Annotated in this window: 17 protein-coding genes and 1 pseudogene; 12 read left to right on the top strand and 6 right to left on the bottom strand. The window is 68.5% G+C overall.

Annotated features, from left to right (window positions below):
- Window positions 1-3225, bottom strand: coding sequence for a BTAD domain-containing putative transcriptional regulator (locus ACFWPK_RS02975; RefSeq protein ID WP_378912860.1), 3225 nt, complete (start codon window positions 3223-3225; stop codon window positions 1-3).
- Between the two features lie 146 nt (window positions 3226-3371).
- Between ACFWPK_RS02975 and ACFWPK_RS02970 the strand changes: the two genes are divergently transcribed.
- Window positions 3372-4949 carry an MFS transporter gene (locus ACFWPK_RS02970; RefSeq protein ID WP_378912859.1) on the top strand — a complete coding sequence of 526 codons (1578 nt, stop codon included), beginning with the start codon at window positions 3372-3374 and terminating at the stop codon, window positions 4947-4949.
- A 158-nt stretch (window positions 4950-5107) separates the two neighbouring features.
- Here the strand turns inward: ACFWPK_RS02970 and ACFWPK_RS02965 are convergent, their stop codons facing one another.
- On the bottom strand, window positions 5108-5728 hold the full coding sequence (locus ACFWPK_RS02965; protein ID WP_378912858.1) for a maleylpyruvate isomerase family mycothiol-dependent enzyme: 621 nt from the start codon (window positions 5726-5728) through the stop codon (window positions 5108-5110).
- A 70-nt stretch (window positions 5729-5798) separates the two neighbouring features.
- On the opposite strand from ACFWPK_RS02965, the gene ACFWPK_RS02960 reads away from it, so the two are divergent.
- Window positions 5799-6794: a MerR family transcriptional regulator gene (locus tag ACFWPK_RS02960; RefSeq protein ID WP_378912857.1), complete on the top strand. Its 996-nt coding sequence runs from the start codon at window positions 5799-5801 to the stop codon at window positions 6792-6794.
- Here the strand turns inward: ACFWPK_RS02960 and ACFWPK_RS02955 are convergent.
- The 3 genes and pseudogenes from ACFWPK_RS02955 to ACFWPK_RS02945 form a co-directional block, all read right to left on the bottom strand.
- On the bottom strand, window positions 6749-7261 hold the full coding sequence (locus ACFWPK_RS02955; RefSeq protein ID WP_378912856.1) for a L,D-transpeptidase: 513 nt from the start codon (window positions 7259-7261) through the stop codon (window positions 6749-6751). The genes ACFWPK_RS02960 and ACFWPK_RS02955 overlap by 46 nt on opposite strands.
- Window positions 7262-7445: 184 nt before the next feature.
- A complete protein-coding gene (locus ACFWPK_RS02950; protein WP_378912855.1) occupies window positions 7446-7796 on the bottom strand; it encodes an FAD-dependent monooxygenase in 351 nt (116 codons plus the stop codon).
- Between the two features lie 145 nt (window positions 7797-7941).
- Window positions 7942-8640: pseudogene (locus ACFWPK_RS02945) on the bottom strand (FAD-dependent monooxygenase); the annotation flags it as partial.
- A gap of 44 nt (window positions 8641-8684) precedes the next feature.
- Here ACFWPK_RS02945 and ACFWPK_RS02940 point away from each other — a divergent pair.
- A complete protein-coding gene (locus tag ACFWPK_RS02940) occupies window positions 8685-9389 on the top strand; it encodes a TetR family transcriptional regulator (RefSeq protein WP_378912854.1) in 705 nt (234 codons plus the stop codon).
- Window positions 9390-9657: 268 nt separating this feature from the next.
- Window positions 9658-10041 carry a PaaI family thioesterase gene (locus ACFWPK_RS02935; protein WP_378913145.1) on the top strand — a complete coding sequence of 128 codons (384 nt, stop codon included), beginning with the start codon at window positions 9658-9660 and terminating at the stop codon, window positions 10039-10041.
- On the opposite strand, the gene ACFWPK_RS02930 is transcribed toward ACFWPK_RS02935, so the two are convergent.
- Window positions 10038-10613 (bottom strand): exonuclease domain-containing protein, encoded by a 576-nt coding sequence (locus tag ACFWPK_RS02930; protein ID WP_378912853.1) that lies wholly within the window; start codon window positions 10611-10613, stop codon window positions 10038-10040. The two genes, ACFWPK_RS02935 and ACFWPK_RS02930, sit on opposite strands and share 4 nt — an antisense overlap.
- Window positions 10614-10851: 238 nt before the next feature.
- Here ACFWPK_RS02930 and ACFWPK_RS02925 point away from each other — a divergent pair, with 238 nt between their 5' ends.
- The 8 genes from ACFWPK_RS02925 to ACFWPK_RS02890 all read left to right on the top strand — a co-directional run bounded on the left by ACFWPK_RS02925 (window position 10852) and on the right by ACFWPK_RS02890 (window position 17092).
- On the top strand, window positions 10852-11154 hold the full coding sequence (locus ACFWPK_RS02925; protein WP_056810177.1) for an urease subunit gamma: 303 nt from the start codon (window positions 10852-10854) through the stop codon (window positions 11152-11154).
- Window positions 11155-11163: 9 nt separating this feature from the next.
- The gene (locus ACFWPK_RS02920; RefSeq protein WP_378912852.1) at window positions 11164-11475 is read left to right on the top strand and encodes an urease subunit beta; all 312 of its coding nucleotides are present in this window, start codon (window positions 11164-11166) and stop codon (window positions 11473-11475) included.
- Window positions 11476-11532: 57 nt separating this feature from the next.
- Window positions 11533-13254 (top strand): urease subunit alpha, encoded by a 1722-nt coding sequence (locus tag ACFWPK_RS02915; RefSeq protein ID WP_378912851.1) that lies wholly within the window; start codon window positions 11533-11535, stop codon window positions 13252-13254.
- Between the two features lie 104 nt (window positions 13255-13358).
- Complete coding sequence (locus ACFWPK_RS02910) at window positions 13359-13904, top strand: YbaB/EbfC family nucleoid-associated protein (protein WP_378912850.1); 546 nt, start codon at window positions 13359-13361, stop codon at window positions 13902-13904.
- A gap of 109 nt (window positions 13905-14013) precedes the next feature.
- Window positions 14014-14343: a type VII secretion target gene (locus tag ACFWPK_RS02905; RefSeq protein WP_378912849.1), complete on the top strand. Its 330-nt coding sequence runs from the start codon at window positions 14014-14016 to the stop codon at window positions 14341-14343.
- A gap of 2 nt (window positions 14344-14345) precedes the next feature.
- Window positions 14346-15326 (top strand): hypothetical protein, encoded by a 981-nt coding sequence (locus ACFWPK_RS02900; protein ID WP_378912848.1) that lies wholly within the window; start codon window positions 14346-14348, stop codon window positions 15324-15326.
- Window positions 15327-15384: 58 nt separating this feature from the next.
- Window positions 15385-16056, top strand: a complete 672-nt coding sequence (locus ACFWPK_RS02895) for an O-methyltransferase (protein WP_378912847.1) — start codon at window positions 15385-15387, stop codon at window positions 16054-16056.
- Between the two features lie 106 nt (window positions 16057-16162).
- On the top strand, window positions 16163-17092 hold the full coding sequence (locus ACFWPK_RS02890) for a LysR family transcriptional regulator (protein WP_378912846.1): 930 nt from the start codon (window positions 16163-16165) through the stop codon (window positions 17090-17092).
- Window positions 17093-17097 lie beyond the last annotated feature (5 nt).

The raw sequence follows: 17097 nt of genomic DNA, 5'->3' as shown, positions 1-17097 counted from the left end.
TCAGGATGGACTTCGGGCGTGCTCCGTGTGCAGCGTGTGGGGGTCGGTGGTCCGGCCCGCGTCGAGTTCGGTGGTGAGCCGGTCGGCGCCGATGTCGGCCACGATGCGTGCCTCGATCCGGTCGACATCCCCGTGTTCGGCCTCGGGCAGCGGAGCGCCGGTGGACCGGCGGAGGGTGTCGGCGGCGCCGAGTAGCCGAGCCGCGTGCGCGGAATACCCTGCGAGCGAACGCGCGCCGGCGAGACCTTCCAGGGCGAGTGCGTGGGCACGGGGATCGCCGGTGCGCAGGGCGGAGTCGAGTCCGCGCAGGTGCCGGTGTTCGGCTTCGTCGGCGTCACCGGCGAGTTCGGCGGTGAAGCCCAGTTCGGCGAGGATCAGGGCGGCGCCGAAATGCGATCCGGACCGCAGATGCCAGTCCAGCCAGGTGCCGAGGTACTCGCGGGCCGCGACCAGGTCGCCGCGGCGCCGGGCGACCAGGCCGAGCCCGAGTACCGCGGATTCCTCGCCGACCAGGTGTCCCTGATCGACCGCCACCCGACGGGCCCGCTCGTGGAGTTCGGCGCTGCGGTCGAGCTCACCGCGCAGCAAGGCGATCCGGCCGAGCGAGGTGAGCCGCTCGCCGACTTCGGTCCACAGCCCGAGTTCTTCGGCGGTGGCCAGCGCGCTGCGGTGACAGTCGCGGGCGGCATCGAGGTCGCCGGTCACTTCGGCATGGCTGCCGAGCAGGAAGCCCGCGATGGCCTGGCCCCAGCGATCACCTACCCGCGCGAACAGATCCCGGCTGCGTTCGGCGTGCTCGCACAGGCCTGCCAGGTCGCCGCGGGCGAACGCGTCGCGCGCCAGTGACACCGAGGCCGCCGCGATACCCCAGTCGTCGGCATTGTCGGCGAAGGCATTTCGCAGGTCGGCCGCGTCGTCCATCCCCTGCTGGGCGGCGAATCCGGAGTACACGTGCGCGAGATACCAGCGGGCACGCAGCTCCGCCGGTGCGGGTCGCTCGGTGACGGCGGGCAGTGTGTCGACGGTGCGGCCGGCACCGACTTCGAGCGCGCCGCGCCACAGCAACGCCACCCGGCGCGCGGCGGCATCGGTCTCGCCGGGCACCGCGAGGGCGGTGCCGAGGGACCGGATGCCCTCGGCGAGGCGTCCCCGCATCACCCAGTACCAGGCGAGCGCGTTGACCAATCGCAGCGCGTCCGCGGATCTGCCAGCGGCACGGGCGGTTTCGAGTGCCCGGCGCAGATCGGCGGATTCGGCGTCCAGCCGAGACAGCCAGCGGCGCTGGTCACCGGTGCGAAGGTGCTGGTCGGCGCGTTCGGCGAACGCGAGGTAATAGGCGAGATGCCGCAGCCGCGTGCCGGATTCCTCGCCGCTGTCGCGCAGCCGGTCGGCACCGTAGGCGGCGATCGATTTCAGCAGGCGATAGCGCGGGCGGACATCGGCGGCGGGTGTGATGATCAGGGAACGGTCGACCAGGCGGGCCAGCAACTCCGCGACCTCGGCACCCGCGATAACGCCATCCGCGCAGACCGCCTCGGCCGATTCCAGTGTGCCGCCGTCGGCATGGGCCGAAAGCCGCCGCAGCACAGCACGTTCGGGCTCGTCGAGGAGTTCCCAGCTCCAATCGATCACCGCGCGCAGGGTGCGCTGCCGATCCGGTGCGTCCCGATACCCGGACGACAGCAGCGTGAAACGGTCTTCGATCCGTTCGGCGAGGGTGTGGACGCCGAGCGCGCGGACCCGGGTCGCCGCCAGCTCCAGGGCCAGCGGCAGGCCGTCGAGACGGGTGACGACGGTCGCGATCGCGGCGGCATTGTCGACGGTGACGGTGAAGCCGGGTGCGCTCGAGCGCGCACGCTCGACGAAAAGTTTTGCGGCAGGGGAAGTTTCCGCCCCTCCGGAATCGCCCGTGGCGGGCACGGCCAACGGTGCCACATGCCAGATGAATTCGCCCGCGATGTTCAGCGGCACCTGACTGGTGACCAGTACTCGCAGGTCGGGGGCGGCGGCCAGCAGCCGCGACACGAGCGTGGCGGCGGCCTCGGCCACGTGCTCACCGTTGTCCAGCACGAGCAGCAATTGCTTGCCGCGCACCGCGTCGGCCAGATGCGCGAGCTGAGTTCCGTTGTCGGGCACCGGGAACGGGCTCGAACCCGCGGAATCGTCACGGACATCGAAGGCTGCCGTCACGACCTCGGTGAGTGTCGTCAACGCGCTGTCCGGATCGGCACCGAGGCACAGCCCGGCGAGCTCGACGAACAACACGCCCTCACGCGCGGAATGCCCGGCCGCGGTGGCCACTGCGAGGCGGGTCTTGCCGACTCCGCCCGGGCCGGTGAGGGTCACCAGCCGTTCGGCGTGGATCAGCGCATCGATCGCGGCGAGGTCGTCTTCGCGCCCGATGAGCGAGGTCGCGGGCACGGGCAGCGCGGGGCGTGGTGTCACGGGTGCGGTGGGTGCGGGCCGAACCGGTGCGCCGAGGGCCGGATCCTGTTCCAGCACAGCACGATGCAGTGCGGCGAGCTCGGGACTCGGGTCGAGGCCGAGTTCCTCGGCGAGGTGTTCGCGCAGGCGCCGATAGGAATCAAGGGCCTCGCCGTGTCGCCCCGACCGGTACAGCGCCAGCATGTGGGCCGCGCGCAGCCGCTCGCGCAGCGGATGTTGCGCGGTGAGCTCGCCGAGTTCGCCGGCGACCCGATCGTGTTCGCCGAGGGTGATCCGGGCCTGCGCGAGTTCCTCGACGGCCGTGAGTCGCTGTTCCTCGAGGCGCAGCACCGGAATCCGCGCGAAGTCGTGATCGGCGAGGTCGGCCAGTACCTCGCCGCGCCACAACGCTAGTGCTTCCGCGAGAAGTGTTGCCCGAGCGGCAGTCTCGTCGGTCGCGCGCGCCTGATGGAGCAGCTGCTGGAACACCTGGGAGTCCACCGCGCCCGCGGCGACCTCGAGGACATAGCCGGGGGAGCGCGACACCAGCAACTCCCGCCCGCCGGCTTCGGCGTCGCCGAGAACCCGGCGCAATTGCGAGGCCCGGGTCTGCAACGAACCCGCCGGGTTGGCGGGCAACGCCGTACCCCACAGATCTTCGACGAGCCGGTCGGCGGGCACGATCCGGCCCGGTTCGACCAAGAGCGCGCCGAGCAGAACGCGCACCTTGAGTTCTGGAACCCGGACGGCCTGTCCATCGTCGGTCCAGACCGCCAACGGACCGAGCACTCCGAAACGCATTCACCCACCCTAAACGGCCCGGGTGCGGGTGCGTCGATACCCCGGCGGCGGCAGCTCGAGGTCGTCTGGAGTCGACCCGAAGGGTTCCCGAAGTGCGGCCCGGCACTGTCGGTCCCAGTTCGAATCGTCCTCGAAGGGAAACCCTGATGTCCGAGTTCACCGATATCCCCGAGCGGGCAGGTACCCGCCAATGGCTGGGACTTGCGGTACTGCTCCTGCCGACGGTGCTGCTGTTCCTCAGCATGACCGTGCTGTTCCTGGCCACCCCCTACATCGCGGCGGACCTGTCGCCCAGCAGCGGCCAGCTGTTGTGGATCAACGACATCTACGGGTTCGTGATGGCGGGGTTCCTTGTCACCATGGGTACCCTCGGTGACCGGCTCGGCCGTCGCAGGCTGCTGCTGGCCGGTGCCGCGGTGTTCGGCATCGCCTCGGTCCTTGCCGCGTTCGCGCCCGGCCCCGACCTGCTGATCGGGGCGCGTGCGCTGATGGGTCTCGGCGCGGCCGCCGTCATGCCCGCCACGCTGTCGCTGATCACGACGATGTTCCGCGACGACCGCCAGCGCGCCACCGCCATCGGTCTGTGGGCGGCATCGGTGTCGGCCGGTGTGGCGCTGGGCCCACTGCTCGGCGGGCTCCTGCTCGACTCGCTGTGGTGGGGTGCGTCCATGCTGATCGGCGTGCCGGTGATGGCGCTCGTCGTGCTCGCGGTGCCGGTGCTGATTCCGGAATACCGTGCGCCCCAGGCGGGTCGGCTCGACCCGGTCAGCGTCGCGCTGTCGCTGGCCGCGCTGCTGCCGTTCGTCTACGGCGTGAAGAAGCTGGCCGAGACCGGGTTCACCGCCGAATCGGTGCTCACCCTGCTCGTCGGCGTGGGCTTCGCGGTGGTCTTCGTTCGCAGGCAGCTGCGACTGTCCGACCCGTTGCTCGACGTGCGCCTGTTCGCGAACCGGACGTTCAGCGGCTCGCTCGGCGTGTACATGCTCGCCGCGATCGCGCTGGGCGGGGTGTACCTGCTGTTCACCCAGTACCTGCAGTTGGTCGCCGCCCAGTCGCCGCTGCAGGCCGGACTGTGGATCCTGCCTGCCGCGATCGCGCTGGTGATCGTTTCGACCGTGACCCCGGCCATCGCCCGCCGTGTCCGTCCGGCGTATGTGATCGCCGGGGGCTTGGCGCTGTCGACCGTCGGCTATCTGGCGCTCACCCAGGTCGAGAGCGTGGCGGGGTTGCCGCTGCTCATCGTCGGCTTCTACATCCTGTACCCGGGCATCGCCCCGGCCATGGCGTTGATCCCCGGCCTGGTCATCGGTGCGGCACCCGCGGAGAAGGCGGGCGCGGCGTCGGCGGTGGACAGCACCGCCAGCGATCTGGGTGTGGCACTGGGCGTCGCCCTGCTCGGCAGTATGGGAGCGGCGGTCTACCGGGCAGGAATGTCGGGCGAAGCGGGCGCCGCCGCGGAAACCCTGCCCGGCGCGCTGAGTTCGGCCGAGTCCCTGCCCGCCGAGGTCGCCGAGTCCGTCGTGGCCGCCGGCCGCGAGGCGTTCACCAACGGCCTCAACGCCGCGGCCTGGGCCGCCGCTGTGCTCTCCGCGGTGGGTGCGGTGCTGGCGGTCGCGCTGCTGCGCCGGATCCCGGCCGGTGCGACGTCCGTTCCGGAAACTGAGGAGACAACAGAGGTCTCGGCGGCAGTGGGTGACACCGAGCGAACCACCGCCGCTGTCTGACCGGCGCGGGATCCCGCCGATCGAAGCGATCCGCAGCACCCGTTCGCCGGTGCTGCGGATCGCAATGCGTTGCACTATATGAGCTTCGATATCTTTGCACCGCACGTAATGGATTTGCACCGCACGTCATGGAGTTGCGGGCCGATGCCATCGCATGGCTACGGCCGGCTACCTCGATCATCGGGGGAGGTGCGGCCGGTGACCACCATCAGCAGTTCTGCCGCTGTGCCGGTGATCGGCGTGCCGTTTCCCGCGGTCCAGGAGGCGTCGGTGGTGGTCAGGGAGTATCCGGCCAGACGCTTTCGCGCGTGGAAGGGTGCGCCCATCGTCCACACGCGGTCCAGCGAAAGTCGCGCTGCCGTGGGCGGCATGACCCGGTCGATACCGAGCGGGACGGCGATGTCCTGCCCGTGAACCAGCAGATCCATCAGCCGGTCGATCGGGGTGGTGCCGATCGGGATGGCTCTGGAGTCGATCGTGGCGCGCAGTTGGGCGAGCAATTCGGTGGTCGGTGTTCGGTCGGCGTGCCGGACGGCGGTGTCGTGAACGAGACGGTCGGTGTTGCCGCGAGCGCGGATCAGGTTCACCAGCAGGGCGGTGATCGTGACGCGGGTGGCCAGCACGAGGTGGGCCACCACGTCGCGAACCCGCCACCCCGCGCACAGCGTCGCGGCATCCCACGCCGATTCGGGCAGGTCGTGCAGCAATTCGACCAGGGTGGCGCGCTCCTGGGCCACTGCCTGCCAGATCGTGTCGTTCATCGTGTCGTGTGCGGTCATCGTCGAGTCTCCTTCACGTGGGTGTCCTCGGTACCGTAGGAGTTCCACCGAGGTGGAGGTGCCAGCGAAAGTGACCCACATCACGTATCTGACGATCGGCGAGCTCGCCGCCCGAACCGGTGTCGCGGTGCGAACGGTCCGGTTCTACTGCGATGCGGGCCTCCTTGCTGCCGCGCGCTCGCCGACCGGGCACCGAGTGTTCGAACCCGGCGCGGTCGATCGACTCCTGCTGCTACGCCGGTTGCGTTCTTTCGGTATCGGCCTCACGGCGATCGAGGACGTGCTGGACGGCACCCGATCGATCGCGGAGGTGATCGCGGCCGAACGGGTCGCCGTCGACGACGAACTCGACGCGCTGAACCGTCGTCGGGCGCTGCTGCGCGCTGTCGAATCGGTGGCCCCCGACGCCCACGACGAGCACCTGAATCTGCTTGCCGCCGTGGTCGATCCGCGAGCCGCACACGATGTGCTGGTCACGTTCTGGCGCCGTCAACTCGCCCCGCTACCGACCTCGGCCATCGACGGCTTCCTCGGCATGAACGTCCCCGAATTGACCGCCGACGCCCACCCTGAACACCTCATCGCCTACGCGGAACTGATTGCCGCCGTCTCGAACCCGGACATCGCGACCGCCATGTACGACACCCTCCGCCACCGCAGCACCCCCGGCATCCGCGACGAACGCCGTCTGCTGTTCGACGTCGCCGATGCCTGTGTCGCGGCAGCACCCCTGGTAGCCGCAGGCCACCCACCCCACCCCGGCGCGGAACTCGACCACTACGTCGACGTCCACGCCACCGCCCGCGGCCGCCGCGACACCGCTGCCTTCCGCCGCCAGCTCCGCACCGACGCCGCGGGCGCGGACCACCGAGTCCGCCGATACTGGCACCTGACAACAACATTCACCGGCGCGGCCGTCACCTCCGGCGCCGCCCAACTCTGGCTCTTCGACGCCTTGACCACCTCGGTGACGCGAAAAGGGGAGACCGATGACCGGCCTCCCCTTTCTCGAATCAGGACTCAGGGAACAACTTCGACGATGTCGCCCGGTTCCAGCCACTCGTAGTGCGCCTTCGCGCCCTCCGGGGTCAGTCGGATGCAGCCGTGGGACTGCTCCTCGGTGGGTCCGATGTGATAGGCGATGTCGCCGTTGAAGAACACCGCGTATTCCATGGGTGCGTTGTGCAAGGTGCTCCAGTGGAACGGTTTCTTGAACGCCACCTTGAACACTCCGGGGGGCGTTTCGTAGCCGGGACGGCCGTGTGACATCGGGCTGGGCCCGAAGGTGACGTTGCCGTTGTCCATCAACCACGCGTTATTGGTCGACAGCTGCAGGCACGCACGCGCTTTCTCGCTGCACGGGGCCACCACGGGCTCCGGCGGCGGGGCGGGAATGATGGCGGGCACGCCGGGCACATCGGGCCCGCCCGGCCACAGCGGTTCGGCCTGGACGGGTGCTGCGACCGCGGCCCCGACCATCGCCGCGCACATCGCCGCCTGCACGGCCCACCGGGGAATACGACTACTACTCACGAAATCTTGCCTCTCTCGCCGCGCCCACCCCTGGTCGTCGTACGCCCAGAACATGAGCTTTCACCATCGACACAAGCCTCGGAAACATAGAGGTACAGCGATCATGGAGTATTGCGATCGTGTTGAGCAAGCCACGGGCAACGCTACCGGCGCGTCACGTGCCGAAGCATCGCCGCGGCTGGATCTAGGCCGCCGCGGCGCGGTCCGCCCGGAACACCCGGGCGGCCAACGGCGGCAACACCATCAGCCGGGTGAGCTGGTTACGCAGCCAGATCCGGGTATTCGTGGCGGGCACGAGCATGGCGCTGCCCGGACCGACCGAACGCTGGCGAGCCCGGACAATCGGCCGCAAGCTGCTTTCGTAGCGCGCGAAGGCCGCTTCGTGAGCACCCGCGGCGAGTCCGGTGGCGAGTAGGTGTGCGCCCTCGACGGCCAGTGCGGCGCCCGCGCCGGAGAAGGCGGTGGGGCAGTAGGCGGCGTCGCCGACCAGTCCGATTCGTCCGCGCGACCAGGCCGGCATGCGGATCTGGGTCATCGCGTCGAGGTAGAAGGTCGGGTCGGCGGTGGCCGCGTCGAGGAGGGCGGGGATTTCCCATCCGGCGCCGGCGAATTGTTCGCAGCAGGTCGACTTGCGATTGCCGGTCGCGCGGGAACTCGAACTCGCGCGAGGTGCGGAAGGCGAAGAATGCCTGTGCCGCGGTGTGATTGCCGGATCGGTACACCCCGGCGACCCGGCCCGGGGTGTTGTGCAGGGTCACCGTCCGCTGCGCGCCGAAGGCCACGTCGACGGTGGCGCTCGCGAAACCGAGCCCGAGTGGATGCGCAGCGTCCTTCTCTGGCAGCACCGCGAGATTGCGCACGCGCGAATGCAATCCGTCGGCGCCGATCACGAGATCGAACTCCGCACTGGTGCCACCGGCGAAGCCGACCTGGACCACGTCGCCGTCCTGGGTGATCGTGTCGACGGAATCGCCGAAGCGGTAGTCGACGTCGTCGGCGGTGGTGTCGTAGAGGACGCGGGCGAGGTCGCCGCGCATCACCTCGAGGTCGCCGGGCTCGCTGAATGTGCTGGTCGGCATGGTGGCGACTCGTTGTCCATCGGTATCGACGAACGTGAGCGCCCGAATATCGGTGGCGCGCTCACGCAGCGCGGGCAGCACCCCCATGGATTCGGCGATGCCGATCGACGCGCCGCGCAGATCGACGCCGTTGCCGCCCGCGCGCAGGGTCGGAGCTTGTTCGACGACGGTGGGACGGAAACCGTGCCGGGCGAGCCAGTAGGCGAGAGTAGGGGCCGGCGATGCTGGCGCCGGAGATGAGAATGCGGGGATTGGTCGACATGACGACTCCTCAGTGACTGACCGGTGGTCAGTCGCCACGTTAGGCGCCTGACCGTTGGTCAGTCAAGGGATAGAATGCGCCGATGAGTGATGACGCAGCGGTCGGAACCAGGGAGCGCATCCTTGCCGTCGCGATGGACCTGTTCAGCGCGCACGGCTACCACCGCACGACGGTGCGGGCGATCGCCGACCAGCTCGATATCTCCAAAGCTGGTGTCCTCTACCATTTTCCGAGCAAGTACGACATCCTCGCCGGGCTGGCCGAGCCGCTGCTCGTCGCGCTGGCCGACGCCATGGCCGCCGCGGCCGACCCGGATCCGCGGGTCGCCCGCAGGCAGGCCCTCGAAGGCATTCTCGACGTGTACATCGAGCATCGGTATCTGCTGCGCCTCAATGTCAACGACCTCGCGCTCGCCGCGTCGGGCAGTATCTTCGAGCGGTTCCGTGACTTGATTCTGGCGGCGAACGTCCTGGTCGCGGGCCCGAATCCGACGTTGTCCGATCGTGTGCGCGCCGTGCAGGCATTGGGCGTGCTCAGTGACCCGGTGGTGTTGTTCGCGGACGAGTCACCGGACGCCCTGCGTGCGGAGGTGCTGGCCGGGGTGAACCTGCTGTACCCCGATGAGCGGAATGCTGTTGCTGTGCAACGTGGTCGACCCGCGCTGCTCGACGAGGAGGGCGTCGCCGCGGCGCGCAGGATGAGCCGGGTCGAGCAGCGCAGCGCCACGGAGATCGCCACCGCCCTCGGCATCTCGCGAGCAACGGTCTACCGGTACCTCAAGGAGTAATTATGAGACGATTTATGAGACATTAATGAGACGAAACCGCAAACACTTGACCACTTAGGTAAGCCTGACCTACTCTGAACTCGGCGTACGGATGAGCCGGTGGTCCCGAGGGCTGCGGTCGACTCCGCCATCCTGCCGCGGCGGGCTCCGTTTTCGAGACGGAGCCCGCCGCTACGTCTTCCCGGCTGCCTCGCACGGTTTCTGATGGTGTAAACCGGACGGTATGAGCGAATCGCCCCTGTCCCTGGCCGATGTCACCCCCGAGTTGATGACCAAGGTCAGCGAAGGCACCTTCACCGACCTCATCGGCCTGCGCTACACCGAGGTCACCCCGGACCGGGTGCGTGGCGAATGGGAAGTACGCCCGGCGCTGTACCAGCCCGCGGGCATCCAGAACGGCGGCGTCTACTGCACCGTCATCGAAACCCTCGCCAGCGTCGGCGCCGGTGTCTGGTTCGGCGAGCGTGGATCGGTCGTCGGCGTCAACAACAACACCGACTTCCTGCGCGCCGTCCGTGAGGGCGTTCTCACCGGCGAGGCCACGCCCATCCACCGCGGCCGCAGCCAGCAACTCTGGGTCGTCGTCATCACCGACGCGCAGGGCCGCACCGTCGCCCGCGGCCAGGTCCGCCTGCAGAACCTCGCCGCCTAGCGGTCGACCGTCGTGACCCGCCATCCACCACGGTCGAGCACATCGACGATCAGCGCGCCGATATTCCACGCGTCGTCGTCGCCGCGGTGGTGGGTGCCTTCGAGGGGGATGTCGGCGATCTGGAGCGCGCGGTCCATGCTCGGTCGTCGCCGCAGGTCGTAGGACTCGGCGAACACCTGTTTGGCGTTGGTGTGCTCGGGGCCGAACGGATACTCGACGCCGGTCGCCGCGCACTGGGCGCGGAACTGCTTGCGGTCGTAGTCGCCCCAACTCGCCCACGGCCGCTCGCCGGCCGCGAACTCGGCGGCCAGCACACGGCACGCGGCACCGAAATCGACACCCTCATCGACCTGCTCCTGGGTGAGCGTGGTGAGCTCGGTGCAGAAATCGCTCACCGTGGACCGGGTGGGACGCACGATGATCCCGTGCTTGCTCACCCTGGTTCGGGTGGCGAGATCGACCACGGTGATCCCGATCTCGATGATCTCGCTGGTCTGCCCGGTGGGCGGATCGCCTGCCCAGCAGGTGGCCTCCACGTCGACCACATTGAGCAGGCCGGTCCATTCGTTCATCCGTGTGACGGTACGGGCGTGTAGTGGCGCGCTCCAGCGATATTCGCGGGGGGTGGAGGCGGCGCAACCGCTGCTCGACCGGTGACGTGGCTGCTTCCGGGCCGAGCGTCGGCCCATCGTTAACATCTCGTTAACCACCTCGGGGTCGTCCCCGGTCGCGCTCGGCGACGGTCGCCGCGCGAACGGGGGACGTGCCAGAATGTCGCTCACCGACCACCACCCGCCGAGGAGAGAACGTATGCGCCTGTCGCCGCATGAGCAGGAACGGTTGCTGCTGAGTTATGCGGCCGAGCTGGCGCGCCGGAGGCAGGCGCGTGGGTTGAAGCTGAACCACCCCGAGTCGATCGCGTTGATCACCGATCATGTGCTCGAGGGGGCGCGGGACGGGCGGACCGTGGCGGAATTGATGTCCTCGGGGCGGTCGGTGCTCACCCGTGCGGACGTGATGGACGGGGTGCCCGAGATGATTCACGACGTGCAGGTCGAGGCGACGTTCCCCGATGGGACCAAGCTCGTCACCGTGCACCACCCGATCGGATAGGCGACGCCCATGATTCCCGGTGAATATCTCTGTGCCGAGGGCACGATCGTGCTGAACGAGGGCGCGGTGCGCGTCGAACTCGAGGTGGTCAATACCGGTGACCGCCCCGTTCAGGTGGGCAGCCACGTGCATTTCCCGCAGTCCAACGCCGCGCTGGAGTTCGACCGCGAGGCCGCCTACGGGCACCGGCTCGATATTCCGGCAGGTACCGCGGTGCGCTTCGAACCCGGTCTGCCGCAGCGGATCTCGCTGGTCCCACTCGGTGGCACCCGCGAGGTCTACGGCATCAGCACGAACCCGCCGGGGCAGCTGGATGCCTGAGCCGATCGAAAACTATCGCGCGGCAGGCCGTTCGCCGCGACATCCGGGAGAGAGTCGATGACCGAACTGAGCCGCGCCCGCTACGCCGAACTGTTCGGGCCGACCACCGGCGACCGTATTCGCCTGGCCGACACCGACCTGCTCATCGAGATCACCGAAGACCGCAGTGGTGGACCGGGACTCGCCGGTGAGGAAGCGGTGTTCGGCGGCGGCAAGGTACTGCGCGAGTCGATGGGTCAGTCGCGCGCCACTCGCGCCGACGGCGCACCCGACACCGTCATCACCGGCGTTGTCATCATCGACCACTGGGGCATCATCAAGGCCGACGTGGGCATCCGCGACGGCCGCATCTGCGGCATCGGCAAGGCCGGTAATCCCGACACGATGTCGGGGGTGCACCCGGACCTGGTCGTCGGGCCGTCGACCGAGATCATCGCAGGCAACGGCCGCATTCTCACCGCGGGCGCCATCGACTGCCACGTCCACTTCATCTGCCCGCAGCTGATGGACGAAGCACTCGGCGGCGGCATCACCACCCTCATCGGCGGCGGCACCGGCCCCGCCGAGGGCTCCAAGGCCACCACCGTGACACCGGGCTCCTGGCACCTGGCGCGGATGCTCGAATCACTCGATCACTGGCCGATGAACATCGTGCTGCTCGGCAAAGGCAACACGGTCAGCCACGAATCGATGTGGGAGCAATTGCGCGGCGGCGCATCGGGTTTCAAGCTGCACGAGGACTGGGGTTCCACCCCCGCCGCGATCGATGCCTGCCTCACCGTCGCCGACGCGGCGGGCGTGCAGGTGGCGCTGCACTCGGACACGCTGAACGAGGCCGGTTTCGTCGAGGACACCCTCGCCGCCATCGCGGGCCGCGGCATCCACGCCTACCACACCGAGGGTGCGGGCGGCGGTCACGCGCCCGACATCATCACTGTCGCTTCGCATCTGAACGTGCTGCCCAGCTCCACCAACCCCACCAGGCCGCACACCGTCAACACCCTCGACGAGCACCTCGACATGCTGATGGTCTGTCATCACCTGAGCCCGTCCATCCCCGAGGACCTGGCCTTCGCCGAATCGCGGATCCGCCCGTCCACCATCGCCGCCGAAGACCTCCTGCACGACCTGGGCGCCATCTCCATGATCGGCTCGGACTCCCAGGCGATGGGCCGCATCGGCGAAGTGGTGATGCGCACCTGGCAGACCGCGCACGTGATGAAGCGCCGCCGTGGCGCCCTGCCCGGCGACGGCGCGGCCGACAACGCCCGCGTGCAGCGCTACATCGCGAAATACACGATCTGCCCAGCGGTTTCGCACGGACTCGACGACGAGATCGGTTCGATCGAAGTCGGCAAACTCGCCGACCTGGTGCTGTGGGAACCGGCGTTCTTCGGCGTCCGCCCGCACGCGGTGCTCAAGGGCGGCATGATCGCCTGGGCCGCGATGGGCGACGCCAACGCCTCCATCCCCACCCCGCAGCCGGTGCTCCCACGCCCCATGTTCGGCGCCGCGGCCCCCGCTGCCGCAGCCACCTCCTTGCACTTCGTCTCCGAACAGGCCATCGACGACGGCCTCGCGAACCGTCTGAATGTGCGCCGAAAGCTGGTGCCGGTCAAGAACGCTCGTCGCGTCACCAAAGCCGACATGCCCCACAACGACGCCATGCCCCGGATCGAAGTAGACCCCGACACCTTCACCGTCCGCATCGACGGCGAGGTCTGGGCCGAGGAGCCCGCCACCGAACTCCCGATGGCGCAGCGCTACTTCCTTTTCTGAACCGCCGCCGGGGTGAGCTACGCTCGTCGCGATCCGAGCGGGGCGGGTTTCAGCCCGCCTTCCGCCGTAGAGCGCCGGGTACCCGGTGGGAGGGGAAACACGACATGGACGACCTGAACAACGCCGCCACGGAGCTCTCGCGGTGGGCGGAGGACCTGGAACAGAAAGCGCAGCGCTACCAGGAGCTGCACGCCAAGATGACCGCGGTGAGCGTCACCGATACCTCGGCCGACGGCCGGATCAGCGTCACCGTGGACGCCAACGGATCGACCACCGCGATCACCCTGGCCGCCGCGGTCCGCGGCATGGATCCCACCGCCGTGGCGACCGAGCTCATGGCCTGCACGCACCGAGCCCAGGCGCGCTTGCGCGACCAGGTCACCGGTTTGGTCCATGACACGGTCGGCACCGACGAAGCCGGGGAGGCCATCGTCGGCCAGTACAGCGACCGGTTCCCCGACCTCGACCCGACCTCGTCGGCACCCGTCCCGCCCTCGGCGCCGCCCGCCGCCCCGGCCGCCCCCGTCGCACCGTGGCCGTCCGAACCCGACGCTCCCGCCACTCGCAAACCCGACCGTGACCGGGTGGTCGCGCCCGAGGAGCCGTCCGACGAGGACATGTTCTACCAGCGCAAATCCTGGTTGCAGTAGGCACCGCAACAACCCGGCACACATTCGAGGGAACCGAATGGGGTCGGGGCGCGTCCAACTAGATCGAGAGCTGCGGACTCGGCCGAGTTCGCCGGAGGAGGGATTCCGCGTGACCAGTCTGGTGAATGTGAATCTGGATGCGATCAGGTCGCAGGCCTGCTCGGTGGACGGTGTGTCCGGCGGGGTGGCCAAGGCGCTCGAGGCGGCGAACTATCTCGCCCACGCCGACGACGGCTACGGCCTGCTCGTGAAGCCGTACGCGGTGAGCACCCTGAACTCGCTCCACGACGACATCACCGAGACACTGGCGCAGCTCGACACCCTCACCGCGGAGATGCCGGGCAAACTGCGCACTGCCGCCGACACCTACGAAACGTGTGACACCACGCGGGCGGGCGATCTGACAGGCAAGACCGCCGAGATCGAAGGGAACGTCTGACGATGGCCGACGGACCCAATGCGGCGGGCAAGTTCCTCAACGAGAACACGATCCTGCCCGGCACGGTGAGCACCTTCGACGACGGCGAAGCACCGCAGAACGACCTGCTCGTAGAAGGCGTCGACTACCGGGACACCTACTATCAGGAAAGCAATTTCCTGTTCAACAATGTGGGCGTTCCCCAGGGTGGGGACGAGCCCAACGCGGGCATCATGAAAGGCACGCTCCAGGGCGACACCTGGGAGAACGGTTACGGCCTCTACAACGCGATGACCGGTGACGGGTCGATCATGACCAAGGTCGACGCCATCTCCAAAGCGGCAGGCACCGCGGGTGATTGGGCGTCGGCGGCGTCGATGTTCAGCAAGGCGATCAAGGGCACCTCCACGCTCGCGAAGTTCGATCCGTTCAATTTCGTCGGTGCGCAGCTGATGAGCTGGATGCTCGAACACGTAGAACCGATGCGCAAATCACTGGAATCGATCACCGGCAGCCCGGATATGGTCCAGGCGTACTCGGATTCGTGGAAAGCGATTGCCAAGAGTCTGACAACGACCGCGGAGCAGTGGGCCACCGCGCTCGACAGCGGAATCGGTGAATGGGCAGGCGCCGCCGCCGAGGCCTACGTGGCCACGGCGACAGAGCTGACAGGCAAGATCGCCGAGAAGGCCGCCGTCGCCGAGGTGCTCGCGGAGTGCAACGCCGCGATGAAGGGCATCGTCGAGACGGTGCGGGAGATCGTGGTCGAGATCCTGAGCAACCTCGCAGGCATGCTCGCCGAGATGACCGCGCTGCTGATCGCGTCGGCGGGTACGGCGACTCCCGCGCTCATCGCGCGGGCGCTGTTCGACATCTCGATGGCCACGATGACGGTCTCGCAGATGCTGGTGAAACTGTCGCAGGCATTGATCGACACGAAGACGCTCGCCCAGAGCGCGATCAAGATCATCCAGGGCGTCACCGCGGTCGAGACCGCGAAGTAGCGATCGCACTCGACGCGCAAGGGCGGTGCCGGCCCGCTCTCGGTGGCAGACTGCGACCATGACGACCAACGATTGGGCCGATGTCGACAGCTATATCGTCACCACCCTGGTAGGCGAGGAGGGCGTGCCCGCACTCAGCGCCAACGCCGAAGCGGGCCTGCCCGCCATCGACGTATCCCCACCCCAGGGCAAACTGCTGAACCTGTTGGCCCGCACCGCGAAAGCGCGCCGGGTACTCGAGATCGGCACCCTGGGCGGGTACAGCACCGAGTGGCTGGCGCGCGCGGTCGGTGACGGCGGCCTCGTCGTCACCCTCGAGTTCGAACCCCGCCACGCCAAGGTCGCCCGGGAGAACCTGGACCGCGCCGGAGTGGGTGACCGCGTCGAGATCCTGGTCGGCGCGGCCCTGGACACCTTGCCCGGCGTCGCCGAGGACCTGACCGAACCGTTCGACCTGGTCTTCATCGACGCCGACAAGGTCAACAACTCCAACTACGTGCAGTGGGCGCTGCGCCTGACCCATCCGGGCTCGGTGATCATCGTCGACAACGTGGTGCGCGCGGGCACCCTGGCCGACGAGCAGACCGAGGACCCGAACGCCAAGGCGAGCCGCGATCTGATCGAATTGCTCGCCGCCGAACCGAGTGTCGATGCCACCGTCATCCAGACCGTGGGCTCGAAAGGTTGGGACGGGTTCGCCTACGCGGTGGTCAACGGCCCGAATTCCTGATCTTCACCGCCCGGCAATGCGGATGGCCACTGCCGGGCGGTCGGAGTTCATCACGGGGTTGTTCGCTGCCGCTAGCGTGGGAGTGTTCGATAGAGGAGCCGCCGTCATGGAATTCCGCCATCTCGTCTCGTTCATCGCGCTCGCCGAGGAATTGCATTTCGGGCGTGCCGCGCAACGTCTGCACCTGACCCAGCCGAGTCTGAGCGCCCAGTTGCAGAAGCTGGAGAAGTCCCTGGAAGTGCAGCTGGTCGCACGCAACTCACACGAGGTGCGGCTGACACCGGCGGGCCGGGAGTTCGAGTTGCAGGCCCGTCAGATCGTGGCTCAGCTCGACCGGGCCGCCAAGGCGGCGAAGGCGACCGCCGCCGGTCGCGCGGGCAGCCTGAACATCGGCTACAACCTGCCTGCCAGCAAACACATCCTGCCCGACGCGCTGGCCCAGCTGACAGACCGTCACCCCGGCATCTCGGTGTCGTTGTGGGAGAAGCGAACCGGGCCGCAGTTGGCCGCCCTGGCCGACGGCTCCCTCGACCTGGCCATGGTCTACGGCCACCCCAGCACCGCCGATTTCCGGTATCGCCGTCTGCTGCACCGGATTCCGCTGGTGGCGGTGGTCGGCCGACAGCACCGCTGGGCCCACCGTTCGCACGTGCCGTTCGCCGAACTGCAGGATCAGGACTGCGTACTGTTCGCTCGTGATCAGTGCCCGGCGATGTACGACACGATCCTGCGGTCGGCCGCGCAGACCCGGATCTCGCTGAACATCACCCATATCGCCGACGATCCAGGTGCCACCGCCCACATTGTCTCGGTGCGCCCGCTGGTCGGGTTCGCCTCGCTGCCACGGGCGGTGTCGGCAGGCATGGGGTCCTCCGACACCGACCCGGTGGCGGTGAAACTGGTCGATCCGGTCCCGACCCTGGATCTGCACGTGGTGTGGCGGGCCGACGAACAGAATCCGGCGGTCGCGATGTTTCTGGATTGCCTCGCGTCCACGGCACCTGCCCTGGCCGACGACCAGGTTGTGACGGCCTGAAGTCG

This window comes from Nocardia sp. NPDC058519 (genome assembly GCF_042719755.1).
GTDB lineage: Bacteria > Actinomycetota > Actinomycetes > Mycobacteriales > Mycobacteriaceae > Nocardia.
Note: the sequence above shows the minus strand (reverse complement) of the source record. Positions and strands in the feature narration are given on the sequence as shown.